Below are 23612 nucleotides of genomic sequence, written 5' to 3'. Positions count from 1 at the left end.
GGAATGTGTCCAGATAACTCGGCCAATAACTCGGCCGTACCAGTCGCGGGAAGTTGGGAATCCATGTCGCAAAGGCCTACCCTGCAAAACTGCTTGCGTCCATCTCATTCGAACAACTCCATTTTTTCGATCTTAACAAACTGACCAATCGTTATTTACAACGAATTACCTAACACCCTCTTGCAGGGTTAAAACGTTACAAGGGTTAAATGAGTTAAATGCGTTAAATCAGTTAAATGTGGTCAGGACAGCTTTCGCCGGGAGATTTGCAAAAAACACAACACCGGCAATCGGCGTGTGGGATCAATCTTCGTCAAACTTCCTCTTGAGCAAAGCCTCCAGCTCGACCAGGGCCTGAGCTGCGTCATGGCCTTTGGCGTGCACCTGCAATCGGCTGCCGGGACCGGCGGCTAACATCATGATGCCCATGATGCTCTTGCCGTTGACGGTTTCACCGTCCTTCTCCACCAGGATTTCACATTCGAATCGGTTGGCGATCTTGACGAACATCGCGGCGGGGCGGGCATGCACCCCGAGTTTATTCACCACCATCATCTCTTTGGAGAGGGCGGGATGGTTGCTGGCTTTGCGTGCGCTACTCATTCGACGCGCGAGATAATGGGAAAAAAGCCCTGGTTGGCCAGCGAATTCTTAGAACTCTTATAATCCGGAAGATTGCGTCATTTTGGCGATCAAGCGCTCGTTCAGCTCCTTGGCCGGGTTATAGCCGGAAGTCTTGAGCTTGGTTTGAAACGCTGCCACCTCGATCAGCCGCGCCAGGTCGCGTCCGGGCCTGACCGGAATCGTGATTTGCGGGATCTCGACGCCCAGGATTTTCACGTAATCGTCTTCCAGGCCCAGACGGTCCACGTTTTCGACTTCGTCCCATGCTTTCAACGTCACGACCAAATCGACGCGCTTCTCTCGCCGGACGCTCCGCACGCCAAACATGGCGGCGACGTTCACGATGCCGATGCCGCGAATCTCGATGTGGTTGCGAGTCAGCTCCGGACTCGTGCCCATGACGTCACGCCCGTCCACGAGCGTGACCCGCGTCACGTCATCGGAAACCAGACTGTAACCCCGCTCGATCAACGCCAGCACGCATTCGCTTTTGCCAATGCCGCTTTCGCCCCGGATGATCACGCCGACGCCCAGGATATCGACCATGCTGCCCATCTCCGTGACGCGCGGCGCGAACATCAAATCCATGGCCAGCGTGGCCAGGTTGATGAATTTCATGGTGATCAACGGACTGTTGAAGATCGGGACGTCGGCTTTCTCGGCCGCTTTCAAGCAAAGCCGGTCTGGTCTGAAGTCCCGGCAGAACACCAGGCAGGGAATCTTGAAATTAAGCAGGGCGGCGTAACGCGCCTCCCGCTCCCGGCGCGGCAAGGAACGAAGGAAATGCGCTTCGGCGTTGCCGAGAACCTGCACGCGTTTGCTGGCGAAATACTTGGTGAACCCGGCCAGCGCCAGGCCGGGCCGATTGACGGTCGGCTCGCGGATGAACCGCTTCAAGCCCGTGGCGCCGGCAATGAGTTTCAACTGCAAGGAGCTGGCGTTTTCCGTGTAGAATTTCTCGACCGTGACGAGTTCGCGCTGCATGGGGGAAGTCTAAAACGTAAAACGTAATGCGTAAAACGTAATGCGATCCGGGTATCACGTGTCACGTATCAGGTGTCAGGTGTCACGTTTTACGTTTTACGTCTCACAGATTGAACTCCGGCCCCAGATAAATCTCCCGCGCTTTCGGATCATTGACCAAGAACTCCGCCGTCCCTTCGCACAAGACCTCGCCGCGATGAATCAAGTAGGCGCGGTCCACCAGCTTCAGCGTCTCGCGCACGTTATGATCCGTGATCAGAATGCCCAGGCCGCGCTCCTTCAATCGCCGGACGATTTTCTGCACCTCATAGACCGCGATCGGATCGATTCCACTGAAGGGTTCATCCAGCAACAGCAGTTTGGGGCTGGTGACCAAGGCGCGCGTGATTTCGAGTCGCCGCTTCTCGCCGCCGCTCAGGGTGTAAGCCACGTTCTTAGCCAGTGGCGCCAAATCCAGCTCATCCAACAAATACTTCAAGCGCACTTTGCGTTCCTGTCCATCGGCGCGGCAGGTTTCGAGGATGGCGAGGATATTCTGTTCGACCGTGAGTTTGCGAAAGACCGAAGGCTCCTGCGTCAAGTAGCCGATCCCCAGCCGGGCGCGCTGGTGCATCGGCAGGCGCGTGATCGCCGCATCCTGGAACCGCACCGCGCCCTCGTCCGGTTTGACCAGGCCTACGACGATGTTGAACGTCGTGGTCTTTCCTGCGCCGTTGGGGCCGAGCAACCCGACGATCTCGCCCTCCGAGACCTGGATCGAGACGCCATCGACCACGCGGCGTTGATGGTATGCTTTGACAAGTTGCTCGGTGGTCAAAAGAGGCATAAGGAGGCGCGTCACTCTGAAGGCGGCTTGATTGGCGATGGTTTGATCAGTTCTTGCTGAACCGCATTCGCGCTTGATCGGGCTGCGTCCTTGAACGCGCTCCGTTCGAGCTCGATTTTGTAGTTCCCCAGAATCCGGAACGAATTGTCGGCCCGATTGAGCACAAACCGATCGCCGACGTATTTTCGTCCCGGCGCAGTGAGGACAGGCCAGCCCGTGACATCCAAAAGTCCTTTCGCCACCCAGTACACGGCCTTGTCGCCAGCGGCGCGCAGTTCGCCTTGGCGGATCCGGACGTTCTCTTCGGCCACCAATTCGTCCAGCTTGTTCTCCGCTCCCGCGAAGAAAGCCGCCAGGACCTCGCACTTCAACTCGTCGTCCGGCTGATCGGGCGAAGTAACTCGCACGCCGCGCAGAAAAATCGCTGAGCCGGCCCGGTAATAAACCTCGCCTGCGGTGACGATGAATTCCTGGTTCGTTCGCGCAAGAGAATTCGTCCGGCTTTTCTGGAAGGCAAGATCGAGCGTCTCCAACCCCGCCCCGACCAGTCTCATGGAAACATTTCGCTCGGCGTGAATCTGTTTGGCTTTGGGGTTAATGAAAACCTCCTCGCCCCGCCCCTCTCCTTGCCGAGTCTTCCACATGGGCGCGCCACTCAGCACCACGAAATCCGCGTTCGTCCAATACGTGGCTTGGTCGCTCCGCAGAAAAGTCTCGCCTTGTCTGAATTCCACGTTGGTTTGCAGGATAATCCCGCTCAGCTTGCCGTCTGGCCCGGAAAAGAAATTCGTCATGACGCGGGAACGGATTTCCGCGCCTTGCGGCTCGACGATTCTGACGCCGCCCTGGAACACGGCGTGAGTGGGATTGTAATTGAGCCGCTCGGAAAAGATCGTGATCCAGCGATTCGTCGAGTCGGGCGCATTGGTCCGCGAAGCTTCGCCCAGCCAATCCAGAGGAAGCATGTTGCGCGGCGGGAGTTTCACGCGCACGTTCTGCTCGGCCGCGAATTCTCGGGTCTTGTTATTGAGCCGAAGAATCTCGCTGGCGCCCTCGGTCTCGCCCAGTTTCCACGCAGGCGTGCCGGTCAGTGTGACGAAATCCTCGCTCAGGAGATACACAGCATGATCCGCCATCATCCTCCGGTCGCCGCTTTCAAAGATGACGTTTTGATCCGCTTCAATCTTCCAAACATCGTTGCCACCCGCTTCGAAAAAGGCTTTCAGTTCTCCGCAACTCAGATTGCCCTGGTCGTCTTTGGCCCGGACGCGGCCGCTGAAAAGGGTCACATCGGAAACGGAATCAAGCTGATCGGAGAGAATCTCGATGACTTCCGAATTGGCCGGCAGGCCTTCGCCTCGCCGTGCGACATCGGCTCGCGCCACCTCGGTCAAAGCATTCGCGGCGATCGCAGACGGCGGGACGCCGGTTGAGCGAGAGGCGGTTCGTCGGATCACTGTTTTCACAGCGTTGGAGACGACGAGCCTGGATTCTGCCCATTCGTAGCGGAAGCCGACGCCCGCTATGGAAAACCGTCCATCGCTCGCGCGAAGCGTCAGCGTGTTGGTGGAAAAGGCCACATCCCCTTGGGGATCGCAAACGCCGTCGGCCGCCTCGACAATGATCGAAGAGTTGGTGCCACGCCAGATTTCGATGCGCATGCCCGTAAACGCCATGCGCCTGCCGCTCAGTCCCTGCCACGCTTCTCCCCGGATATTGATCTTTCGCCCCTGGGCGTCGGTCTCCGACCCTTTGAAGCCGCGCCCAGACGCGCCGGTTGTAACCTGCGCGGAAGTTTGAAAGACAACCAGGGAGCACGCCGCCAAAAAGACGGCCAGTTGCGGCGCCAGGCCTGAAGGGCAAATTGTCCGAAACTGTAGGGAGGCCATGTTTTGAGTTTTGCAGTCCTGCACGCAATTCACCGATCTCCAGACTGATCACTGAATACTGAATACTGGCTACTGATTACTGATTACCTAGAACTCAGCTCACGCCCGCGGCCGCCCGGATCTTCAGCAGCGTCGTGAGAAGCCTGGGCATTTCCGCCAGCGAGATCATGTTGGGTCCGTCGCTCAGCGCGCGGTCCGGCATCGGGTGAGTTTCGATAAACACGCCGTCCGCCCCGGCGGCGATGGCGCAGCGCGCCAGGATTGGCGCGAACTCGCGCTGGCCGCTGGACCGGTCCCCTGCCCCGCCCGGCAATTGCACCGAGTGCGTCGCGTCGAAAATCACCGGGAAGCCCAACTGCCGCAGGATCGGAATCGATCGCATGTCCGCGACCAGATTGTTGTACCCGAACGTGGTTCCCCGTTCGGTCAGGAGAAGCCTCTCCCCACCGGCGGCGCTCGCTTTCTTGACGACCTGCTTCATATCGTGCGGCGCGAGGAACTGGCCTTTCTTGATGTTCACGATTTTCCCGGTGCGCACGGCGGCGCGGATGAGGTCGGTCTGGCGGCAAAGGAACGCCGGGATTTGCAGAATATCGACGACCTCCGCGGCGCGTGCGGCTTGTTCTTCCGTGTGCACGTCAGTCAGTACCGGCACGCCGAGCATGGCCCTGATCTTGCCCAGGATTCTCAGGCCGTCCTCAAGTCCCGGCCCGCGAAACGATTGGGCGGAGGATCGATTGGCCTTGTCGTAGCTGGCCTTGAAAACGTAATTGAATCCGAGACGCCGGGACGTTTTCCGGAGAAAAGCCGCGATTTCCAGGCAAAGCTGCTCGTTCTCGATGACGCACGGGCCCGCGATCAAAATAAGGCGACGGCGCTTCGTCAGCGCATTCCAGAGCTTTGTGTTTTTCTCATCCGGCACGAAGGACGTAATAACAGTCTCTCTTGGGAAAGTAAAACGTCCAAAGTCCAGAGGCCGTTGGAACCGGGGAGCACACGCGCCCCCGCGTGTTCCGACCGGCGCCCCCGCCGGTCGGATGGTCGAAGAAACCATCCTGTCAAACATCCTTTTCAGACGGAAGACCGGAGTCGGCGAGGGCGCGACTCCAGCACGCGAGGGCGCGTGCGCTCCCCATCCAACCCGCATCGCTCCCGCCAAAAGTGGAAGTTATTTTTGCACAGACCCTTAGCTTAGAGCGTATTTCTTCCTGATTGTCGAGCCAACCGCGACTCGTTACCGTGCTTCCGTGCATCGAATGCGGAATCCACGCCTGGCCAGGATGATTGCTGGCGTCACACTCGGCATTGCTCTGGGCGAAGCCGCCCCTGTGTTCGCCGCCGAGGCGGCAAACCCTGCCGCCCCGCGAATGCGCGGGGTGTTGCTCACCGCCAGGCAGGTTACTTCAAAGGAGTTGAAGAAGCTCTCCACTCAGAACTTCGACACAGTCGTCCTTTACCTGGACGAGAAAACTTCCCTCACGCAGAAGCGCGGCGCCGCCCGGCGCATTCAGGAGGCGAAGTTCGACCTTTTTTATTGGATTGAGATTGCTCGCAACCCGGCTCTCGCGGATGCCCATCCCGAATGGATGGCGAGCATCCAGACGCATCCGGAATGGCGCCGGCACTTCCCAAGCTTTCCCAAGCTCGCCACCAATCAGGTTGCGAAGACGTATCCCTGGGTGCCGGTGCTCTATGCGGAAACGTTCGAGACTCATCGCCAGCGCACCGCTAAATTGTTGACGCAAATGCCGGCGGCCAAAGGAATCTTCCTGAACGATCTCCAGGGCGCGCCTACTGCCTGCGGTTGCGGCAACCACTTCTGCCGCTGGACGACGGATTACGGACCGATCCGAACGGCCACGCGGTTGCCGAATGACGCGGCCGCGAAGTTCGTTCAGGAGGTTGGGAAGTTGATGCCTGGCGCAAAGGTCGTTCCCGTCTGGACCACTGAGTGCGCCGAGCACGATTTCCCGAAAGGCGCGGCCTGCGACGGCGTCACGTGTTTCACAGGCCGTTGCTGGCGCGAATACAACGCGCAACTCATGCCTGTCGCTGTAGTGGCCGAACAAATCGGAGTGTTGCTCCCCTTCAGGGATTTCCACCCGACGCTGTCTCGCAGCGGGCCGGAGGCGGCCTGGCAGAAATACGCGCTCAGATCATTCACCGAGATTCTGCCTCAACGCGAAGGACGAGCGATCCCTCAAAGCCGCCTCATCGCCGTGCTGCAAGGATGGGACGTTACTCCGCAACAGGAGCAGACTCAAATTCGCCACGCCCAGGAAGCCGGGACGGCTGGCTACATTCTCGCACGAGCGAAGATCGACCAAAGTTGGGAGCCGAGGTTGATGGATGTTTCGGCTTTCAGGAATTCGCAGGCGCAGCGAGAAGGCCATGCGCCGCACTGAAACGAGCGATCAGCCTCGTCACCTCGGCTGCTACCGCAAACGACAAACACGCCCTAACTCTACGCCGCGGCGGCGCCCTGGGGAGCGGGCGCGGGGGTTCCGCCGTCCGGCAACGCATTGGCCTGGGCTTCTTCCGAAGGCGCGCCTTTGCCGGCCGCGACGGAGTTCATCCACCGGATTCGTTCCACGAGGATTTTCATGATGTGGAGCGCGAGTTGCGGCTTCTGCTGGATGAGAAAAAGGAAGCGTTTCTGGTTGACGGGCGCGAGCTTGCAGTAGCCTTTGGCTCGCACCGTCGCGCTGCGCGGGCCGGCGTCGATGACGGACATTTCGCCGAAAATCTCGACCGGCTCGAAGGCGCCGACGACTTTGAATCCGACGATCACTTCCACCACGCCTTCGACCAACACATACATGGTGTCGCCTTCCTCGCCTTCCCGGAAAATGTTCTGGCCGGGCTTGAAGGAAACGAGCAGTTCCGAGCCCTTAAAGATTTCGAGTAACAGGTTTTGGTCCACAATTGAAATCGTGTTCAGGTTCCGCCTGGGATTCAGGGGTGGCTTCCCACCATACGTAAACCATGAATTCCTTCTACACGAGCGCCGGGAAGATTGCCAACCATTTTTCTTTTGTGCCATGCTCCCGGCATGAGTTTGACGAAAGTCAAAGCGGATTCGATCCGCGCGATGAAGGGCCAACGGAAGATCGCCGCGCTTACCGCTTACGATTGCCCGATGACGAAGCTGCTGGACGAAGCGGGCGTCGATCTCATTCATGTGGGCGACACTGTGGGCATGCTCGTTTTAGGGTATCCCGACACCACACAGGTTACGATGGAGGAAATGGAACACCACGTTCGCGCGGCCGCTCGCGCCCAACCCCGCGCGCTCCTGGCCGCCGACTTGCCGTATCGAAGCTATGAGACGAGCGAGAGCGCTGTCGCGAACGCGCGGCGCCTGATGGCGGCAGGCGCGGAGGCCGTCAAAGCGGAAGGTGGCCGCGAAATCCTGGATCAAGTTCGGGCGATCGTCGCGGCCGGGATTCCGTATTTCGGCCATCTGGGCATGCTCCCGCAACACGTGCGCGAAGAAGGCGGCTACCGGATCAAGGGACGGACACCCTCCCAGCGCGAGACGTTGCTGGCCGACGCGCGGGCTCTCGCGGACGCAGGGGCGTTTGCGCTCGTGCTTGAGATTGTCACGCTGGCCGTCGCAAAGGAAATCAGCGCCGCGATTCCGATCCCGACGATCGGGATTGGTTCGGGGCCTGAATGCGACGGGCAAATCCTGGTCACGAACGATTTGGTGGGAACTTTTCCCTGGTTCACGCCGAAGTTCATCAAACCCCGCCTGAACGCTGCGGAGCAAATGCGCGCGGCGATTCGCGATTGGCGGGAATGGATCCAAAAGCCATGAACAATCTCACTCATCTTGATCGACGCGGAGAAGCGCGGATGGTCGATGTCTCCGCCAAGCCTATCCAGCGGCGTGAGGCCGTGGCCGCCGGCGAAATTCGGCTGCAGAAATCCACCGTCGATCTGATCCGGAAGAACGTGCTGGCCAAGGGCAACGTGCTGGCCACGGCGCGCCTGGCTGGAATCATGGCGGCTAAACGAACGGGAGAACTGATTCCCCTTTGCCACCCGCTGCCCATCAGCCATTGTGAGGTCCGTTTTGAAATTCCCACAACCCGCGACCGGATTGCGATTCAAGCCTCGGCGAAGATTGCCGCGCAAACGGGTGTAGAAATGGAAGCCTTGACCGCCGTCACCGTCGCCGCTCTGACTATTTACGATATGTGCAAAGCCGTGGATAAGAAAATGCGGATCACGAATATCCGCCTGCTCTCAAAAACCAAACGAACCTAACAACAGCCCATGCAGATTCACGTTGGAATTATCACCGTCTCCGACCGCGCTTCGCGTGGAGAATACGATGACCTCGGCGGACCCGCGCTGCGGAAGGCGGCAGAAAGCTACGGTTGGAAGATCGCCGGCGAGTCGTTGGTCCCGGACGAGAAACGCGACATTCAACGCGCCGTTCGCGAGCATGTCGCCAAGGGCTGCCACCTCGTGCTGACGACCGGAGGAACGGGCGTGGCGCTGCGCGACGTCACGCCGGAAGCCGTCCGAGAGATTGCCGTTCGTGAACTGCCCGGCTTTGGCGAAGTCATGCGGATGGAATCCATGAAGATCACCACGAACGCCATCCTGTCTCGAAATCTGGCCGTGGTCGTGGACAAAGCGCTGGTGATTTGTCTGCCGGGCAAACCCAGCGGTGCGGTCGAGTGCCTGGGTTTTGTCGTCGGCGCCATCCCGCATTGTATCGAGGTCCTGCAAGAAGTGCCGACCAGTTGCTGAGCCTATCTTCTGAGTCCAGATGGGGAACGCACGCGCCTTCGGCTACTGCGATCTTTGTCTCCGGCCAATCTCAACCAAGCCGTCGCGGCCGCGCCCACCCATCCCGCATCTTGGCCTAGCCCAGCCGGCACGATGGGCAGTTGGCGATGGAGGTCGGACCAGATTTGCCTTCGGGTTGAGGTTTCCAAACCCTCCCAATAGATTCCGCCGCTCAAACCAAGGCCACCGCCGACGATCACTGCCTCCGGATCGAGCGCATTGACGAGCCAGGCGACAGTTCTTCCCAAGGCCTCGCCAGCCAAGCGGACGGCCGCCACAGCTTCCTGTTTGCCCATTCTGGCAGCGGCGATCACATCTTCTGCCGAGGCTGCTTTGGGTGAACTTCGCTCGTTGTAACACGCAACGAGCCCGGGACCGGAGGCGATCGCCTCCAGCGAACGTCCGTCCACCTGGCCGCACTTTTGGCAGATACTGTTCAAGGGACTGCTGGCAATGGTGCCCGTCGCGCCGCGCGCCCCTTTGAATGGCCGGCCCTCAATGACCAGGCACGAACTGATCCCGGTCCCGACGGTCAGGTACAGGAACGTCTCGTATGGTTTGCCGGCGCCGAACAACGCTTCGCCCAGCGCCGCCGCGCGCACGTCGGCCTCAACCACCGCGGGCGCCAGGGATGCCAGTCTCTCTTGAAGCGGCACGCCTCGCCAGTCGATGCAATTTGCGCTGGCCACCTTGCCCGCCAAACCGACCAACTCACACATGCCAAGGCCAAGGCCGTGCGGTTCCAACTTCAAGGCGCGTCCTTCAGCCTTCATCTCCTGAACGATGCGCTCGACCTCAGCAAGCACCGCCGCGCCGCCTCGTTTCGGATTCGAAGGAATGATTCGGCGGGCACGAAGCGAACCTTCCGGAAATGTGACCAGACCGGCGGCGATCTTTGTGCCGCCCACATCCACGCCGATGGCATGGAAAGCCGGCGCGGCGGTGGTGAGGTCATTTGACGAACGCATCGGCCTGCACTCTGCCAATTGAGAGCCAGAAATTCCACCAGTTACCGGTAGGGCGAGTCCGTCCCGGCGAGCCGCTCGACGTGCCTGAACCACGTCCGACTCGGCTCGCTGGGGACAGACTCGCCCTACCAGGTTAATGGGAATCATGGGAAGGTTGGACTTTCGTTGCGAGCTTCTATGCGGCAACAATTCCGTGCCACGTCAAACACACGCGATGAAAAGCCCTGGCTCTTTCGCCTTGGAAAAAGATTCGTTGCCGCTGCTGCGAGCTTTGCTGGAACGGCTCGAAAGCGAGTTTGCTTCTTTGCCCCCGCACGCCACAAACCTGACGGCGTCCCAACTGAACGGCATCGAGCGAGTGCTCCACAAGGCCGCCGACCGGTTGCAGGACAATTTCCCTTACTTCCATCCTCTTTACGCCGGACAAATGCTCAAGCCGCCCCACTCCGTCGCGCGGCTCGCCTACGCGCTGGCGCTGTGGATTAACCCGAACAATCACGCGCTCGACGGCGGGCGCGCCAGCTCAGCCATGGAGAAGGAAGCGGTGGGCGAGATCGCCGGCATGGTCGGATGGAAAACGCACCTCGGCCATTTGTGCAGCGGCGGCACGATGGCCAATCTGGAAGCGTTGTGGGTGGCCGGCCAGTTGCGTCCCGGCGAGAAGGTGCTCGCTTCGCAACAGGCCCACTATACGCACCAACGCATCGCCGGGGTTCTTGGACTGGATTTCGAGGCGATTCCCTGTGATCGCTGCGGTCGCATCGATGTCGGAAGGCTCAAAGCACGGCTGAACCAGGGGGACATCGGGACGGTCGTGGCCACGATCGGGACGACCGCGACGGGCTCCGTGGATCCATTGGCCGAATTGCTCGATTTGCGGGCGAGCCATGGATTTCATCTTCACGCCGACGCCGCCTACGGAGGTTATTTCTGTCTTGCGGATAACTTGGCGACGGAAACGCAGCGCGCTTACGAGCGCCTGGGCGAAGTCGATTCCCTGGTGATCGATCCGCACAAACACGGCCTTCAGCCCTGCGGCTGCGGTTGCGTGCTGTTCCGTGATCCGGGCGTGGGCCGATTCTACAAGCATGATTCGCCGTACACTTACTTCAGTTCGGCGGAACTTCACCTCGGCGAAATCAGCCTGGAATGTTCGCGCCCGGGCGCCGCCGCGGTCGCGTTGTGGGCAACACAAAAACTTTTGCCCCTCGTCAAGGGCGGCGAGTTTGCGCAAGGCCTCATGGCTGGACGAGAAGCTGCGCTGGCTCTGCACGCCAGGCTCAGGACGGACGAACGGTTTCTCGCCGGCTGCGCGCCCGAACTGGACATCGTCGTGTGGGCCACGCGCGGGGAAAGCGCGAGCATCGCTTCCCAGCGCGCGCGATTGATCTTCGCCGAAGCCGCTCGGCGGAATCTGCATCTGGCATTGGCGGAATTGCCCTTCGATTTTTTCGATCTCACGGGCGCCGGAATGAAGCGCGACCGCGACACACTCACTTGCCTGCGGTCCGTCCTCATGAAACCGGAACACCGCGATTGGGTGGATCGAATTTGGGAGATACTGAGCGCGGCGGCGGCGTAAAACGTAATGCGTAACCACTGCCTCTGATCACTGGCAACTGACCACTGACCACTGACAACTAACAACTGACAACTGATCACTGATACTGAAACACCAGGTTCCCGTTCCGGAGGGAGAGGCCGATGATCCGAAGCTCCGTCGCGCTGTTCAATCGGTAGAATCGGACACTGGCGGGCGCTGGCAAAGTCACGACTCCGGTGGCCGTATCCACATCCGCGTTGATCTCATCCTCAAAAGGGCCCATCACCGCAGGCGCCGATTCCAGGATGGGTCCGTCGTCCGACGCTGTTTGCGAGAGAATCGTGTCAATCCAGTTCAGCCGGATCGAAATTCGCGTCGCGTAGAAAGCTCCGGGGAGATTGACGGTCGAGTCTGGAATTCGTGTCCAATTCCCATCCTGGCCTTTGTAAAGCCCGCCTTCGTCAAAGATCGCCGCCTGAAAACCCGGCCCGGTATCGCTGGTGTTGTAAAGACCGTCCACGAGAAAGTTGATCCCGGCCAGCTTCCAGATTCCGCCGTCCTGGATGAAGAGTCCGCCGCCGGAATCGCCCGCGGAAAGGTGCGCTTCGTTCGGCCCGCCGTCGGCGTCGAATGAAATTCTCAACAATTCTCCTGATTCGCCAATAGCCGTCCCAGCACCCGTGGCTGGTCCGCCGCTTCGGGTGACAACTCCGGCGACTCGATTTTGGCCCCATCGCTTCCGTCCGTCCGCCGCTCCCCAAAGCCAGCCTCCTAGCGTGCTGCCGGGCAAACCGGTGACCGTGACTTCGGCGCCGCGTTGGGTTCCGCGGCCAAACACGACCATGTCCTTGCCGACCTCGTCGGTCCGGGGATAGAGTTGAGCGAAGCTGGCGAATCGGCCCCGCACTTTCCAAATCCGCAGGTCGCTGCCCGGATCATCGAAAACCGCTGTCGTCGTGTATTCGACGCCCTCGATGGCGAATTTGAGGCCGGGTGATCCGCCGAGGTGCTTGGCCGTGATGAAATGCTGCGGGCTGATCGGGGTGCCCAGGAAAGCGGACCATGAGCCTTGCAGATCCCAGCCGCTGTCGGCTAGATCGCCGGTCGGTGCCGTGGAGTTGTAGAGAGGGTCCGCGGTGGAGTAAAAGATCACTCCGCGTGCCGAAAGCCCGCAGAAAACCCAGGTGATCAAGGCCAGCCGCAGGATGAGCGGTTGTCCGCCGTTTCCAGTGGCCAAGTTCTTGCGTTTTTGGAGACCGCCTTCCCCCTCACGCCGGCCTTCTCCCTTGGCTGCCTTCGGGAGAGAATTCCCCGAAAGGCTTCGCACATTAAACCCCTGAACCGATTTCTTGACCACGGATTTCGCGGATTTCGCGGATCGAGAGGCGATCTTATCCGTGTGATCCGTGTAATCCGTGGTTGAATCAGGTTCGTGGGAAGCTTCCACGGCCCGCAAGCCGTGCGCACCGCCCATGAACCCATCGCTGGTAGGGCGGTGGTGCCGCGCCGCCGCATCGACAGAAGACCGGCTGCGCGGCAACGCAGCCCTACCAGGTCCATGGGAAGGCGGAAGGAGACGCTCGAAATCCTCGATGCAGCGACTGAAAACAGTGCGCATAGTTCTCACCAGAGTTGGGGGATAATCCCCGGCCTGCGTTGAGCCGCCGCGTTCCACACGCTTTTCATTCTTCAATCTCGATGACTAAGCACGCGACGTTCCAATGGTTTGATGCTCACGCCAGCCGCCCCAGCATCCGATCCAGCGAATCGGACGTCTGGTAAATCAGCGCCTCCGGATAGTGCGGATACGGATGGAAATACTCGAACGTGACGTAGCCGCGATATCCAATCTGATCGAGCGCCTCCATGACCGCGGGCCAATTCGTCGTGCCGTCCAGGAGCGGCCGGAACGTTTCCAGCGAATAATCGGTCCCCTTCTTGGTGAATTCCTTGAAGTGAATGTTCTGAATCCGCTTGCCCAGAATGGGAATCCAATGCTCCGCGTGCTGGAACATGGAGATGTTCCCGGTATCGAAGTGAACCCGCACGTGCGCGCTCTGGAAGCTGTCCACGAACGCGTTCATTTCCATCGGCGTCATGAGGTAACCGTTGAAGAAGATATTCTCGATGTTCAGATAGACGCCGAGCTTCTCTGCCTGCGGGACCAGTTTCCCGACCGCTTCGCGCGCGCGGCGATCGCACACGTCGTTCGGAACCGGCTCGTGATCGGTGCGCCAGGGAATATGGACGGCGCCGGGCACGACCAGCAGATTCCTCACGCCGAGATCGTGGGCCGCCTGCGCCATCTTGCCCGCGAGATCCAGGCCGCGCGTCCGTTTTTCCGGATCGTTGCTCGTGAGCGGGTATGGCCAGAAAAGGAACGAACAAAGGCCGCTGATCGCGATGCCGATCTTGTCCGCCATCTTCCGAATCGCCTGAAACTCCTTTGTCCCCGCTTTGGGCGAAAGATCATTGTCCAGATCGTAATTGAGTTCGATGCCGTCGAAGCCGGCGCGCTTGGCCAGCTTCAGGCATTCCTCCAACGACATCTTTTGCGGATACGGGAACGCCCACTGGTTGATCGATTTCTTCATGTCAAAGCGTCGGGGCGATTGGCGGCGGGGATCCGCGTCGGCCGCGGCAGCAGGGATGGGAGCGGCCAAAGCTGCCGTACCGGCGGCCACGAACGCGGTTTTGAGCGCGTCTCTCCGAGTGAGAACGCCTCGCGACGCGGCGCCGGCGGTGTCGATGGATTCCTGATTTCGACGTGCAATTTCGGGATGGGAGCTTTGGGAATTCATGATGGCTTTTTAGGCTCCTGAACCTCGGAAATCAAGAGCGAGCGTCTCAAGATCTTAATTGATTTACAGGAAGCACCAGAGCAAACGGCGTTTTCGCTGTTTTCATTCTCGGCGTCTTTGTCTCGTCCGGATTCGTATTTTGGTGCGGCGGGCGTGGGCTTCGAGCTTCGCCACATCAACCAGGTCTTGCGGTCCTCCAGAACATTCACCATACGCACGGCGTTCATCGGATCGGTCGCCACCCAGATCTCGCCAAGCAGCGAGCCTCTTCAGCGCGACTCCTCATCGACATGAATCGTGAGCAGCCGCCACGGGCCTGCTCGTCACGGCGTTTTTGATTGGTTTGTGTGGCTTGGTGGTCTGAGATGAAGGTAATCAGTTCGCAGCCCGACTCTGCCTCAGTCGATCCAAGCCCACCGCCAGGATGATGACGATCCCGATGATGATTTCCTGCATGTAGGTCTGCCATCCCATCTGGTTCGAGCCATTGCGCAGCACCGCCATGATCAGCGCGCCGATCATCGAGCCGAGGATGCTGCCGGCGCCGCCGTTGAGGCTTGCGCCTCCGATCACGACCGCAGCAATGATGTCGAGTTCGAGGCCGATGGCCACTGTTGGATCGCCTTGCGTCAGCCGCGAAAGCTGCATCAACCCGGCCAGCCCGAAGAACAGACCCGCCAGCGCATAAATCAGGACTTTGTAAAACTGCACGCGAATCCCGCACAACCGCGCCGTGCTTTCGTTGGAGCCAATGGCGAACACGTAGCGGCCAAAAACAGTCTGGCGCATCACCACAGCCATCGCGAAGGCCAGCGCGACCGCGATCCAAACCCCTGGCGGCAATGGAAAAAGACTCAGCGGATCCACCAGGGCCATGAGGTTGTTCACGGGCGATTCGGGCGCGTTCACCGTTTGATTTCCCGCCAGCCATTTGGCGGTGCCGCGTCCGACCCCCATCATGCCCAGCGTCACGATGAACGGGAGCATGCGTAGCCCGGCGATGGCCAGCCCGTTCAGCAAGCCGATGCCGCCGCCCACTAGAATCGTCAACGCCATGGCCGCGCCGGGGGAGTAACCCTTCACCAGCAAAGTCGCGCCGACCACACTTGTCAAAGCCACGACGGACCCGACGCTGAGGTCAATGCCGCCGCTCACGATGATCATCGTCATGCCCAGCGCGCCAATGGCCACGATGACGGTTTGGACGAGGATGATTTTGAAATTGGCACCGGTCATAAAGTAAGGCCGCACTTCCTCGCTCAAGCAGAACAAGCCGATGACGAACAGCAAACCCAGGAAAGGCCCCAGCACATTCAACACATGCTTGAATTTCGCTCTCGAATCTCGCGTGCCCATTTTCCTCGCGCAGTTTAGCCCCTGAGAATCAAATCAAAAGTCCAAAGCGGCTTCAAAATAACTGCCGGCTTGTTGTACCCCTTCAGTTGAGGGTGGGGCGAGACTCCCGCCGAGCCCCTGCCATCGCAGAAAGGCTCCGCAGGGACGTCGCCCCACCGTCGTTACTGCTTGGTCCGCGGGATGGACGACAAAGCTCGTAGCGCAGAGTTGCACTCTGCCGTATCGCAGAATTGTATTCTGCGGGGCGTCTCCCAGTCCGAGCCCGCTGGGACTCGCCGGCGCCCTGCCGATTGGAAATCGGCGATACAGCAGATTGAAAATCTGCGCTACGGTTCTCCGGTCGATCTGTCGTCAATCCCACGCTCTGCACAGTAACTGAGGGGATACGGCTTGTTTGTTGGTTTGGATTGAAGCAGTCTCGTGCATGTGACACGAAACCCATTCCTCGCTTCGCTGTTGATCCTGCACGCCACTTCAAATGCCTGGACCGCCTCTTCCGCCACTTTCGGAGATGATCTGGAGTTTCTCCGCCGGCATACAGACGTGGCCGTGTTGATGGATTCAACCGGCCAGGCTCAAGTCGCAGTGGTGCCAGCCTACCAGGCTCGCGTGATGACCAGCACCGCCGACGGCGCGAACGGAACCAGCTTCGGCTGGGTGAATCGCGAACTCATCGCCTCGGGCAAGCGCCAGCCGCACATCAATGTGTTTGGCGGCGAAGACCGTTTCTGGATGGGACCGGAAGGTGGACAATTCTCCATCTTCTTCGGCAAGGACGTTCCGTTTGATTTGGAACACTGGTTCACGCCAGCCGCCCTGGATACCGAACCTTTCGCCGTCGTCAGCAAGAACACGGACCGCATCGTCTGCCGGCGGCAAATGCGGCTGACCAATTATTCGGGCACGCCATTCGACCTGGAAGTGAATCGAGAAGTGCGCCTGGTGAATGTCTCCGAGGCGCTCAAGAAACTTGGAGCGAGCTTGCCATCCGACGTCAAGGCGGTCGGGTTCGAGTCTGTGAACTCGGTCAAGAACACCGGGGCGCGGCCCTGGCGCAAGGAGACCGGACTCCTCTCGATCTGGGTGCTCGGCATGTTGAATGCCTCACCCGAAAGCTCCGTCGTCATTCCCTTCGTGACGGGCCCCGAATCGCGGCTTGGGCCGGTGGTGAACGACACTTACTTCGGCAAAGTCCCCGCGGATCGGCTGATGGTGAAAGAGGGCGCCATATTTTTCCGAGCCGACGCGAGCCATCGCAGCAAGATTGGAATTTCCCCTCAGCGCGCCAAACCGGTCCTGGGCAGCTTCGACGCCGCCAATCGCGCGCTGACGTTGGTGCAATTCACCTTGCCGAAAGGCGTGACGGACTACGTGAATTCGATGTGGGAGCGGCAAAAGAATCCGTTCGGAGGCGACGCCGTGAACAGTTACAACGACGGTCCACCGCAACCCGGCGCGAAGCCATTGGGCCAATTCTATGAACTGGAGAGTTCTTCGCCCGCGCTGGCACTGAAGCCAGGCGAATCGGCGACGCACATTCACCAGACCTTGCACTTGCAAGGAGCCGAGACGCAGTTGGACAGCGTCGCGCGCGCCGTGTTGGGCGTGGGCGTGCAGGATATCAAAAGTGCGTTCCAGAAATGAACGTGGAGCGCCTTCGCCAATCCCAAGGGGCATCATGGGAGGACATTTCCAGAACGCCGTGAATGATTCTGCCAGGGAGCGCTCCTCGATCTGGAAATGGACCGTCTGCGGCCTGCTGTTGTGCGCGTCCATGCTCATGTACATGGATCGGCAGACGCTGCCGAGCGTGGCGACGCGCATCACACGGGAATTCAATCTCAGCCAGGAGCAATACGGCATCCTGGAGATGTGTTTCGGCTACGCGTTTGCCGCCGGAGCATTCACTTTCGGATTCATCGCGGACGTCTGGAGCGTGCGCTGGCTCTATCCGGCGGTCCTGATGGCTTGGTCCGTCATGGGCTTCCTGACGGGACTGGTGGAAAGCTACTCCGGATTGCTCGTGTGCCGGACCTTGCTCGGATTCTTCGAGTCCGGCCATTGGCCGTGCGCGATCAAGACCACGCAACGGCTTCTTTCGCGCGGACAGCGCACCATGGGAAACAGCGTGCTGCAAAGCGGCGCCTCCGTGGGAGCGATCTTAACGCCGCTGGTGATGAACTGGATGCTGGCGGGCCGAATGGATTTTGGGCTGTGGCGAAAACCGTTCCTGGTCATCGGAAGTCTCGGCGTGCTCTGGCTCGTCGCCTGGTTCATCCTGCTGCGGGAATCGGATTTCGCGCCGACACGATCAACCGACGCCTCAACGGATGGAGAGCAAGACTCCGCGCCGCCTCCGGAGGGAGAGGGCAGTTTCTGGCGGGTGGTTTTCAATCCTCGATTCTCCATGCCGGTGCTGCTGACCTTTGTGGTGCTGCTGATTGCCGCCTGGGTCATTGTGATGATGATTGGCCATCCCCTCGCAGTGGTTGCCGCGGTCGGCTTGAGCTTTCTCGTGTTCCAGCGCCGCTTCTTTGCGCTCGTGGTGATGGTCGCGTGCATCAACACGTGCTGGCAGGTCATCCGCGCCTGGCTCCCGAAATTCCTGCAGGAGGGACGCGGCTACCTGGAGTCCGAGGCGCTTTACTTCAACTCGCTTTACTATATGGCGACGGACATCGGTTGCCTGGGCGCGGGGGCCGTCTCGCTCTGGCTGGTCAAGCGCGCCTGGAGTGTGCACGGCTCGAGATCGCTGGTGTACGGCTGCTGCGCGGTGTTGACCGCGCTGACGACGCTGATCGTTTACCTGCCCAAAGGATGGCTCCTGCTCGCCACGTTACTGGTGGTGGGCGCGGGCGCGCTGGGTTTGTTTCCCTGCTACTATTCCTTCACCCAGGAACTGAGTACCCGGCATCAAGGCAAGGTCACCGGACTGCTCGGCACCGTCGCCTGGGCGACGTCCTCGCCTGCACAGCGATTCTTCGGGCGGCTGGTCGATCAGACGGGATCGTTCGACGCCGGCCTGGCGCTGGCGGGTTGGCTGCCGTTGATCGCATTTGTCTTCCTTTGGTTGTTTTGGGACCGGCCAGCAACCGGGAGAGCAACCGAGTGATGCCGCACGCCGAGTCGGTGGGATCCATCTCAATGGATTGCTCGATTAGCGGATGGATGGATTCCTCTACCAATAAGCTCTGGGCCGGAAAGAAGTCAACGAGTGGGGCGCGATCTGCCCGCAGAGGCCCGATACCCAGCTCTTGCCAAACCGCGGTGGAGTTGGAAGACTGGCCAGACCATGAAACCGTTCGACGAGATGGCCGTTCAGACCTTTCCGGCGGGTCGCTTCAACCGTCGCCACTACTTGGAATTCGGCTTTTGCCTGGCGTTGGGTCTGTTTATGCTGACCCCCGCCATGCAAGCCGAAGCCGACACGAAATCCGCTAGCGCCGCCACTCAAACTCAGCTCGCCACGCTGGGCGGCGGTTGTTTCTGGTGTACCGAAGCGTGCATCGAGATGTTCGAGGGCGTGAAAGCGGTGACTTCGGGATACGCCGGCGGGAAGACCGCTAATCCGACCTATGAACAGGTGTGTGAAGGCACGACAGGCCACGCCGAAGTGGTCCAGATTGAGTTTGATCCGGCAAAGATTTCCTACGAACAGATCCTCGACATCTTCTGGGAGATTCACGATCCCACCACGCTTAACCGTCAGGGCGCCGACCACGGCACTCAGTACCGATCTATCATCCTATACCATGACGAAGCGCAGAAGCGCGCCGCCGAGAAATCGAGAACGGCCGCCGCCAAGAAATTCAAAGACCCCGTCGTGACCGAGATTGCGCCCTTGACGAAATTCTATCCCGCCGAAGGGTATCACCAGGACTATTTCCGGAAGAACCCGAACAAGCCTTACTGCGCGGTCGTGATCAGCCCCAAGCTGCAGAAGCTCAAGAAGCGGAGTCCGCTCACTGCCCGTCCATGACCGCGTCGTAAAACGCGCCGATGTCGCCCTGGCCTTCGCCCGCCTTGAAGTTCATGGCCGCGCGCGGGTGCTGATTCAGCAGGCCGGTCATCATGTACGGCAAATCAAACCCCCAACCCAATTTCGAGCGCAGCGGCTCAATGGCATACTGGACGCATTCGAGGACGGGTCGCAGATTGTACTTCGGGTTGTGGAGAAAACCGATCAACAGTTCCATGGGACAATTGCCGGCGCCGCGCCCCAGTCCGGCCATCGTCGCATCCAGCAAGTTCGCTCCCAGAATGATTCCTTCGATCGTGTTCGCGTAGGCGAGCTGCAAATTGTTGTGCATGTGAACGCCCACTTCTTTGCCGGACTCCTTGCAGTAATGCTGGTATTTCTTCACCAGATACTGCACCTGTTCGCTGTAAAGCGCCCCAAAGCTGTCCACGACGTAAATGCCCTGGGCCTCTGAACCGGCGAGCATCTCCAGCCCTTCGTTTAATTCGCGGTCCGGCACCGTGGAAGCCGCCATCAAGTTGACGGTCGTCTCATAGCCTTTGTCGTGCGCGTCCTTGACCATGTCCAGCGCGGTCGGAATCTGGTTGATGTAGGTCGCCACGCGGATCAGGTCGATGACGCTCTCTTTCTTGGGCGGAATGTCCTCGTGATAATCGCACCGCTCCGCATCGGCCATGACGGCCAGCTTCAATTCGGTTTGGTTATCGCCGACGATGCGGCGGACGTCCTCTTCCAGACAATATTTCCAAGGACCGTGTTCGCCGACTTTGATTCCCTTCCGCGACGCCTTGTACCCAATCTCCATGTAATCGATCCCGGCTTCGACACACGCCGTGTAAACGGCCTTGACCGTGGCATCGTCGAAGTGATGGTCGTTCATCAACCCCCCGTCGCGGATCGTGCAATCCAGGACTTTGATTTCGGGGCGGTAAGAAAGCCAGCGTCCGGCCGGGCTTTCCTTTGGTTTCGGTGTTTTTGATTTTTTCTCGGTCGCGCTCACAGTTTTCCTCTCGATGACGGTGCGTTGTCTGTCAGGTTCAACACGGAACGCCGCCTGTGGTAATTCAAATCCCCCTCGATTGGCGAACAAAAAATCCTACGCTCATTCCCTCTCCCTTAAGGGAGAGGGAATGGGTGAGGGTGAAAGCGTTGGACATACCGCACGCGCTGAATTCGCCTGGCGCTCTCCCTCACCCCAGCCCTCTCCCGCTGGGAGAGGGAGCACGCGATGCCATTGACCTCGAGATCGGTCTCAAAACATGCTCTTTAGGTTTCCTGGAGCGCGCGCAACTCGTTATCCGTGTGCCGGAGCCGGATGGCCAGCGTGCGGGCGAGCCGCGCAAATATCTTCACGCCCAGCAGCGGATTCGCCTTGGACGCCTCATCGAAATCCTTCCGGGAAATCACAAACAAATCCGTCGCCGTGGTCGCCAGGGCGTCCGCCGATCGAATGCTTCGTTCGAGGAACGCCATGTCGCCAAAGAAGTTCCCACGCGCAAAGCTCGCCAGGTTGTGGAATTTTCCGTTTCCGAGCGGGAGCAGGATGCGCACGATGCCGCGTCGGATCAGGTAAAGTTCGTCGCTCGGCTCGCCCCGGCGGAAGATGGTTTCGCCCGCTTTGTAAGAACGTTCCTTCACGATACTCTTCAAATCGCTCAAGATGCGGTCTTCCTCGAATTCGTGGAGCAATTCGATTTCGGGCAACTCCAGAGCGCGTTCCTGGCCGGACTGCAGCATGCGGTGCTCCTCCAGAATGCGGTCTTCGGCCCATTCCAGGGCGGCGTCGAGCGAGTCGAAAATCTTGACGTTTTGGGTCGGCTTCACCAGGCCCACCTGGCTGAAATAGGTCTGGAGGTCCTGGCCGGTGGGCACGGTCGCGGGGAGATTGCTAAAAATCAAATGCCCGCCGCGTTCCGTCAGCATGGCTTCGATTTGTTCGAGCATGTGCGCTGCGGTAAAATCGACCGATTGCACCCGGCGCATGTCCAGGATCACGTATCGGCTCAGCTTCAAGTCGGGTTCCAGTTCGCTGAACAACTGATCGGTGGTGCCGAAGAAGAGGCTCCCTTGCAGTTCGCACACCGTGGTCAGCGTTCCGTATTCCTCCAGCACTTTCTTCTCCGACGGCAGCCGGTGTTGCTTGGAGGAAATCTGATTCCCATAAAGTTTGCGGCGCGTCACAGAGCCGCGAATTTGCTCCCGGATGAACAGAAAAATCGCCAGCGCCACGCCAACGCCCGCCGCTTCAATCAATCCTTTCGTCACGGCGACGACAACCACGGCGGCGATGACACAAAAGTCCAGGACCGTGGACCGTTGTTTCAGAAGATAAAAACTGCCTTTGTCGAACATCCGGTAAGCAATCACGATCAGGATTCCAGCCAGCGCCGCCAACGGTACCCAGCCAATGAGCTTGCTTAGCAGCAGCAGAGCCAGCAGCACGAACACGCCTTCCAGGATGCTGGACAGCCTGGTTTTGCCCCCGCTGTTCACGTTGACCAGCGTGGCGCCCATCGTCCCGGCGCCCGGAACTCCCCCCGCCATGGCGGATGCCAGATTGCCGATGCCTTGGCCGATCAATTCGCGGTTGGAATTGTGGCGGCTGCGCGTCAGGGCATCGACGATCACGCACGTCTTCAACGTATCAATCGAGAGCAACACCGAGAGAGTCAACGCCGGCATAAGGAGCGCGCGCAGGTCCGCCAAATGAATTCCGCCGATGGCCGCCCAACGTTCCATCAAACCGCTCCACATCGCACCGCCCCCCGTGGCCAGCGGGCCGATGAGCAGTTTGTTGTGCAGATCAAGCAGACTCCGATCGATCAGGCCAAGTCCTAGATAAGTTAGAATCCCGCCGAACAACCCGATGATCGCCGCGGGCACGGCTTTGGTAATCTTCGGCCCCAGAATCATGCCCAGCATCGTCACTGTCCCCACCACGATGGCTTGCCATTGCCAATGCTCGGGCGAACTCAGCCCAACGGCCAGGCCTTTCCAAAGCCCCGCCTCCTTCGAAACTGAAAACCCGAAAAGCTTCGGCACTTGATCCAGAAAAATTTTCAACCCGACGCCGCTCAAATAGCCGGAGACGACCGGAAACGGGATATACTTGATGAGCCTTCCTCCTCCGATGGAACCGTAAAGGAATTGCAACCCGCCGGACATCAGCGCCACCAGCGTCAAGAACAGCGTCGCCTGAGCGGGCGACAGCGGCCCACTGCTGCCGGACTTTCCGCTGGCGAGGTCCAGCGCCAGCGCGCCCATCACCGCCGCGGCCGGCGCGCAGGGCGCGGTGATCAATCGTGGCGCCCCTCCAAACGCAGGCGCCAGCAGTCCGAGAGCGACGGCGCCAATCATGCCCGCGACCGCGCCCTGCGCCACGTAGTCCGGACCGAGTTTGCCATAGATTGCGACGCCGAACGCAATGGCGGAAGGAAGCGCGACCAGCATGGCGGCCAGTCCTCCCCACACTTCGCCAGTCATTTCGCCCCTGGCAGGCGAGATCGGTTTTGCGCTGTGCGTGCTCATCGGAGTCTCCTTTCAACTCAAGTGAATGATGCAGCCGGCGCGCGATGGAGGACACACTGACGGATTTGAAATGCTGTGCATGCCGGCTGATTAAGTTCAGAAAATTTCAAACGACGACTTGATCTATATCAAAACCTGCTTCAGCAGGCAACGCTCAAGGGAGCGGACCAGGTAACGCCTCAGTTAAACAGAGCGTCATAAGTAATTGCCGATATGATTGAGCGGAGTTATCATCCGCTCGATGAAAGCACTCACCATTTCGGACAAAGAAAACATGATCATGGCCCTTCAGGATGAGATTCGGCGCAATG

21 protein-coding genes are annotated in these 23612 nt (G+C 59.7%); 8 read left to right on the top strand and 13 right to left on the bottom strand.

Features of this window, described 5'->3' with window-relative positions; translation table 11 throughout:
* Positions 1-303: 303 nt before the first annotated feature.
* The 5 genes from FJ398_11785 to FJ398_11765 all read right to left on the bottom strand — a co-directional run bounded on the left by FJ398_11785 (position 304) and on the right by FJ398_11765 (position 5377).
* The gene (locus FJ398_11785; protein ID MBM3838622.1) at positions 304-603 is read right to left on the bottom strand and encodes an HPr family phosphocarrier protein; all 300 of its coding nucleotides are present in this window, start codon (positions 601-603) and stop codon (positions 304-306) included.
* 57 nt (positions 604-660) lie between these two features.
* On the bottom strand, positions 661-1608 hold the full coding sequence (hprK, locus tag FJ398_11780) for an HPr(Ser) kinase/phosphatase (GenBank protein MBM3838621.1): 948 nt from the start codon (positions 1606-1608) through the stop codon (positions 661-663).
* A 103-nt stretch (positions 1609-1711) separates the two neighbouring features.
* Positions 1712-2434 carry an LPS export ABC transporter ATP-binding protein gene (gene lptB, locus FJ398_11775; protein ID MBM3838620.1) on the bottom strand — a complete coding sequence of 241 codons (723 nt, stop codon included), beginning with the start codon at positions 2432-2434 and terminating at the stop codon, positions 1712-1714.
* An 11-nt stretch (positions 2435-2445) separates the two neighbouring features.
* Complete coding sequence (locus FJ398_11770) at positions 2446-4323, bottom strand: hypothetical protein (GenBank protein MBM3838619.1); 1878 nt, start codon at positions 4321-4323, stop codon at positions 2446-2448.
* A 94-nt stretch (positions 4324-4417) separates the two neighbouring features.
* Positions 4418-5377 carry a 3-deoxy-8-phosphooctulonate synthase gene (locus FJ398_11765; GenBank protein ID MBM3838618.1) on the bottom strand — a complete coding sequence of 320 codons (960 nt, stop codon included), beginning with the start codon at positions 5375-5377 and terminating at the stop codon, positions 4418-4420.
* A 226-nt stretch (positions 5378-5603) separates the two neighbouring features.
* Between FJ398_11765 and FJ398_11760 the strand changes: the two genes are divergently transcribed.
* Entirely contained in the window at positions 5604-6728 is a 1125-nt protein-coding gene (locus FJ398_11760; GenBank protein ID MBM3838617.1) for a hypothetical protein, read from the top strand.
* A gap of 59 nt (positions 6729-6787) precedes the next feature.
* Here FJ398_11760 and FJ398_11755 read toward each other — a convergent pair whose 3' ends face one another.
* Complete coding sequence (locus tag FJ398_11755) at positions 6788-7366, bottom strand: cyclic nucleotide-binding domain-containing protein (protein MBM3838616.1); 579 nt, start codon at positions 7364-7366, stop codon at positions 6788-6790.
* A 9-nt stretch (positions 7367-7375) separates the two neighbouring features.
* Here FJ398_11755 and panB point away from each other — a divergent pair, with 9 nt between their 5' ends.
* The 3 genes from panB to FJ398_11740 are packed head-to-tail and all read left to right on the top strand — an operon-like array spanning position 7376 to position 9087.
* On the top strand, positions 7376-8143 hold the full coding sequence (panB, locus tag FJ398_11750) for a 3-methyl-2-oxobutanoate hydroxymethyltransferase (protein ID MBM3838615.1): 768 nt from the start codon (positions 7376-7378) through the stop codon (positions 8141-8143).
* A complete protein-coding gene (gene moaC / locus FJ398_11745) occupies positions 8140-8595 on the top strand; it encodes a cyclic pyranopterin monophosphate synthase MoaC (GenBank protein MBM3838614.1) in 456 nt (151 codons plus the stop codon). Before panB ends, moaC begins: the two co-directional genes overlap by 4 nt.
* A gap of 9 nt (positions 8596-8604) precedes the next feature.
* Positions 8605-9087, top strand: coding sequence for a MogA/MoaB family molybdenum cofactor biosynthesis protein (locus tag FJ398_11740; GenBank protein MBM3838613.1), 483 nt, complete (start codon positions 8605-8607; stop codon positions 9085-9087).
* Positions 9088-9089: 2 nt separating this feature from the next.
* Here FJ398_11740 and FJ398_11735 read toward each other — a convergent pair whose 3' ends face one another.
* Positions 9090-10241 (bottom strand): ROK family protein, encoded by a 1152-nt coding sequence (locus tag FJ398_11735; GenBank protein ID MBM3838612.1) that lies wholly within the window; start codon positions 10239-10241, stop codon positions 9090-9092.
* A gap of 67 nt (positions 10242-10308) precedes the next feature.
* Between FJ398_11735 and FJ398_11730 the strand changes: the two genes are divergently transcribed.
* Positions 10309-11676, top strand: coding sequence for an aspartate aminotransferase family protein (locus FJ398_11730; protein ID MBM3838611.1), 1368 nt, complete (start codon positions 10309-10311; stop codon positions 11674-11676).
* Positions 11677-11752: 76 nt separating this feature from the next.
* Here FJ398_11730 and FJ398_11725 read toward each other — a convergent pair whose 3' ends face one another.
* The 4 genes from FJ398_11725 to FJ398_11710 form a co-directional block, all read right to left on the bottom strand.
* Positions 11753-13255, bottom strand: a complete 1503-nt coding sequence (locus tag FJ398_11725; protein MBM3838610.1) for a hypothetical protein — start codon at positions 13253-13255, stop codon at positions 11753-11755.
* Between the two features lie 115 nt (positions 13256-13370).
* Entirely contained in the window at positions 13371-14231 is an 861-nt protein-coding gene (locus tag FJ398_11720; GenBank protein ID MBM3838609.1) for a sugar phosphate isomerase/epimerase, read from the bottom strand.
* A 203-nt stretch (positions 14232-14434) separates the two neighbouring features.
* Positions 14435-14680 carry a hypothetical protein gene (locus FJ398_11715; GenBank protein MBM3838608.1) on the bottom strand — a complete coding sequence of 82 codons (246 nt, stop codon included), beginning with the start codon at positions 14678-14680 and terminating at the stop codon, positions 14435-14437.
* Between the two features lie 133 nt (positions 14681-14813).
* Positions 14814-15794, bottom strand: a complete 981-nt coding sequence (locus FJ398_11710; protein MBM3838607.1) for an ABC transporter permease — start codon at positions 15792-15794, stop codon at positions 14814-14816.
* A 462-nt stretch (positions 15795-16256) separates the two neighbouring features.
* Here FJ398_11710 and FJ398_11705 point away from each other — a divergent pair, with 462 nt between their 5' ends.
* The 3 genes from FJ398_11705 (at position 16257) to msrA (ending at position 19773) form a co-directional block, all read left to right on the top strand.
* Complete coding sequence (locus tag FJ398_11705; GenBank protein ID MBM3838606.1) at positions 16257-17438, top strand: hypothetical protein; 1182 nt, start codon at positions 16257-16259, stop codon at positions 17436-17438.
* Between the two features lie 34 nt (positions 17439-17472).
* Positions 17473-18906 carry an MFS transporter gene (locus FJ398_11700; GenBank protein MBM3838605.1) on the top strand — a complete coding sequence of 478 codons (1434 nt, stop codon included), beginning with the start codon at positions 17473-17475 and terminating at the stop codon, positions 18904-18906.
* 282 nt (positions 18907-19188) lie between these two features.
* Positions 19189-19773, top strand: a complete 585-nt coding sequence (msrA, locus tag FJ398_11695) for a peptide-methionine (S)-S-oxide reductase MsrA (GenBank protein MBM3838604.1) — start codon at positions 19189-19191, stop codon at positions 19771-19773.
* Here the strand turns inward: msrA and FJ398_11690 are convergent.
* Both FJ398_11690 and FJ398_11685 read right to left on the bottom strand, forming a co-directional pair.
* Entirely contained in the window at positions 19757-20773 is a 1017-nt protein-coding gene (locus tag FJ398_11690) for a nucleoid-structuring protein H-NS (protein ID MBM3838603.1), read from the bottom strand. The genes msrA and FJ398_11690 overlap by 17 nt on opposite strands.
* Positions 20774-21039: 266 nt before the next feature.
* Positions 21040-23301, bottom strand: coding sequence for a cyclic nucleotide-binding domain-containing protein (locus tag FJ398_11685; protein ID MBM3838602.1), 2262 nt, complete (start codon positions 23299-23301; stop codon positions 21040-21042).
* Positions 23302-23612: the final 311 nt, after the last annotated feature.

The organism is Verrucomicrobiota bacterium (assembly GCA_016871535.1).
Classification (GTDB): Bacteria; Verrucomicrobiota; Verrucomicrobiia; order Limisphaerales; family SIBE01; genus VHCZ01.
The sequence above is the reverse complement of the archived record's forward strand: the minus strand, read 5'-3'. Positions and strand labels throughout refer to the sequence as shown.

Coding starts and splice junctions, on each gene's coding strand:
- FJ398_11765 (MBM3838618.1), bottom strand. CDS start 5,377: ATGGTTTCTTCGACCATCCGACCGGCGGGGGCGCCGGTCGGAACACGC.
- FJ398_11785 (MBM3838622.1), bottom strand. CDS start 603: ATGAGTAGCGCACGCAAAGCCAGCAACCATCCCGCCCTCTCCAAAGAG.
- panB (MBM3838615.1), top strand. CDS start 7,376: ATGAGTTTGACGAAAGTCAAAGCGGATTCGATCCGCGCGATGAAGGGC.
- FJ398_11770 (MBM3838619.1), bottom strand. CDS start 4,323: ATGGCCTCCCTACAGTTTCGGACAATTTGCCCTTCAGGCCTGGCGCCG.
- lptB (MBM3838620.1), bottom strand. CDS start 2,434: ATGCCTCTTTTGACCACCGAGCAACTTGTCAAAGCATACCATCAACGC.
- hprK (MBM3838621.1), bottom strand. CDS start 1,608: ATGCAGCGCGAACTCGTCACGGTCGAGAAATTCTACACGGAAAACGCC.
- moaC (MBM3838614.1), top strand. CDS start 8,140: ATGAACAATCTCACTCATCTTGATCGACGCGGAGAAGCGCGGATGGTC.
- FJ398_11720 (MBM3838609.1), bottom strand. CDS start 14,231: ATGAAGAAATCGATCAACCAGTGGGCGTTCCCGTATCCGCAAAAGATG.
- FJ398_11740 (MBM3838613.1), top strand. CDS start 8,605: ATGCAGATTCACGTTGGAATTATCACCGTCTCCGACCGCGCTTCGCGT.
- msrA (MBM3838604.1), top strand. CDS start 19,189: ATGCTGACCCCCGCCATGCAAGCCGAAGCCGACACGAAATCCGCTAGC.
- FJ398_11700 (MBM3838605.1), top strand. CDS start 17,473: ATGGGAGGACATTTCCAGAACGCCGTGAATGATTCTGCCAGGGAGCGC.
- FJ398_11725 (MBM3838610.1), bottom strand. CDS start 13,255: ATGCGCACTGTTTTCAGTCGCTGCATCGAGGATTTCGAGCGTCTCCTT.
- FJ398_11710 (MBM3838607.1), bottom strand. CDS start 15,794: ATGGGCACGCGAGATTCGAGAGCGAAATTCAAGCATGTGTTGAATGTG.
- FJ398_11735 (MBM3838612.1), bottom strand. CDS start 10,241: ATGATTCCCATTAACCTGGTAGGGCGAGTCTGTCCCCAGCGAGCCGAG.
- FJ398_11685 (MBM3838602.1), bottom strand. CDS start 23,301: ATGAGCACGCACAGCGCAAAACCGATCTCGCCTGCCAGGGGCGAAATG.
- FJ398_11755 (MBM3838616.1), bottom strand. CDS start 7,366: ATGGCACAAAAGAAAAATGGTTGGCAATCTTCCCGGCGCTCGTGTAGA.
- FJ398_11760 (MBM3838617.1), top strand. CDS start 5,604: ATGATTGCTGGCGTCACACTCGGCATTGCTCTGGGCGAAGCCGCCCCT.
- FJ398_11730 (MBM3838611.1), top strand. CDS start 10,309: ATGAAAAGCCCTGGCTCTTTCGCCTTGGAAAAAGATTCGTTGCCGCTG.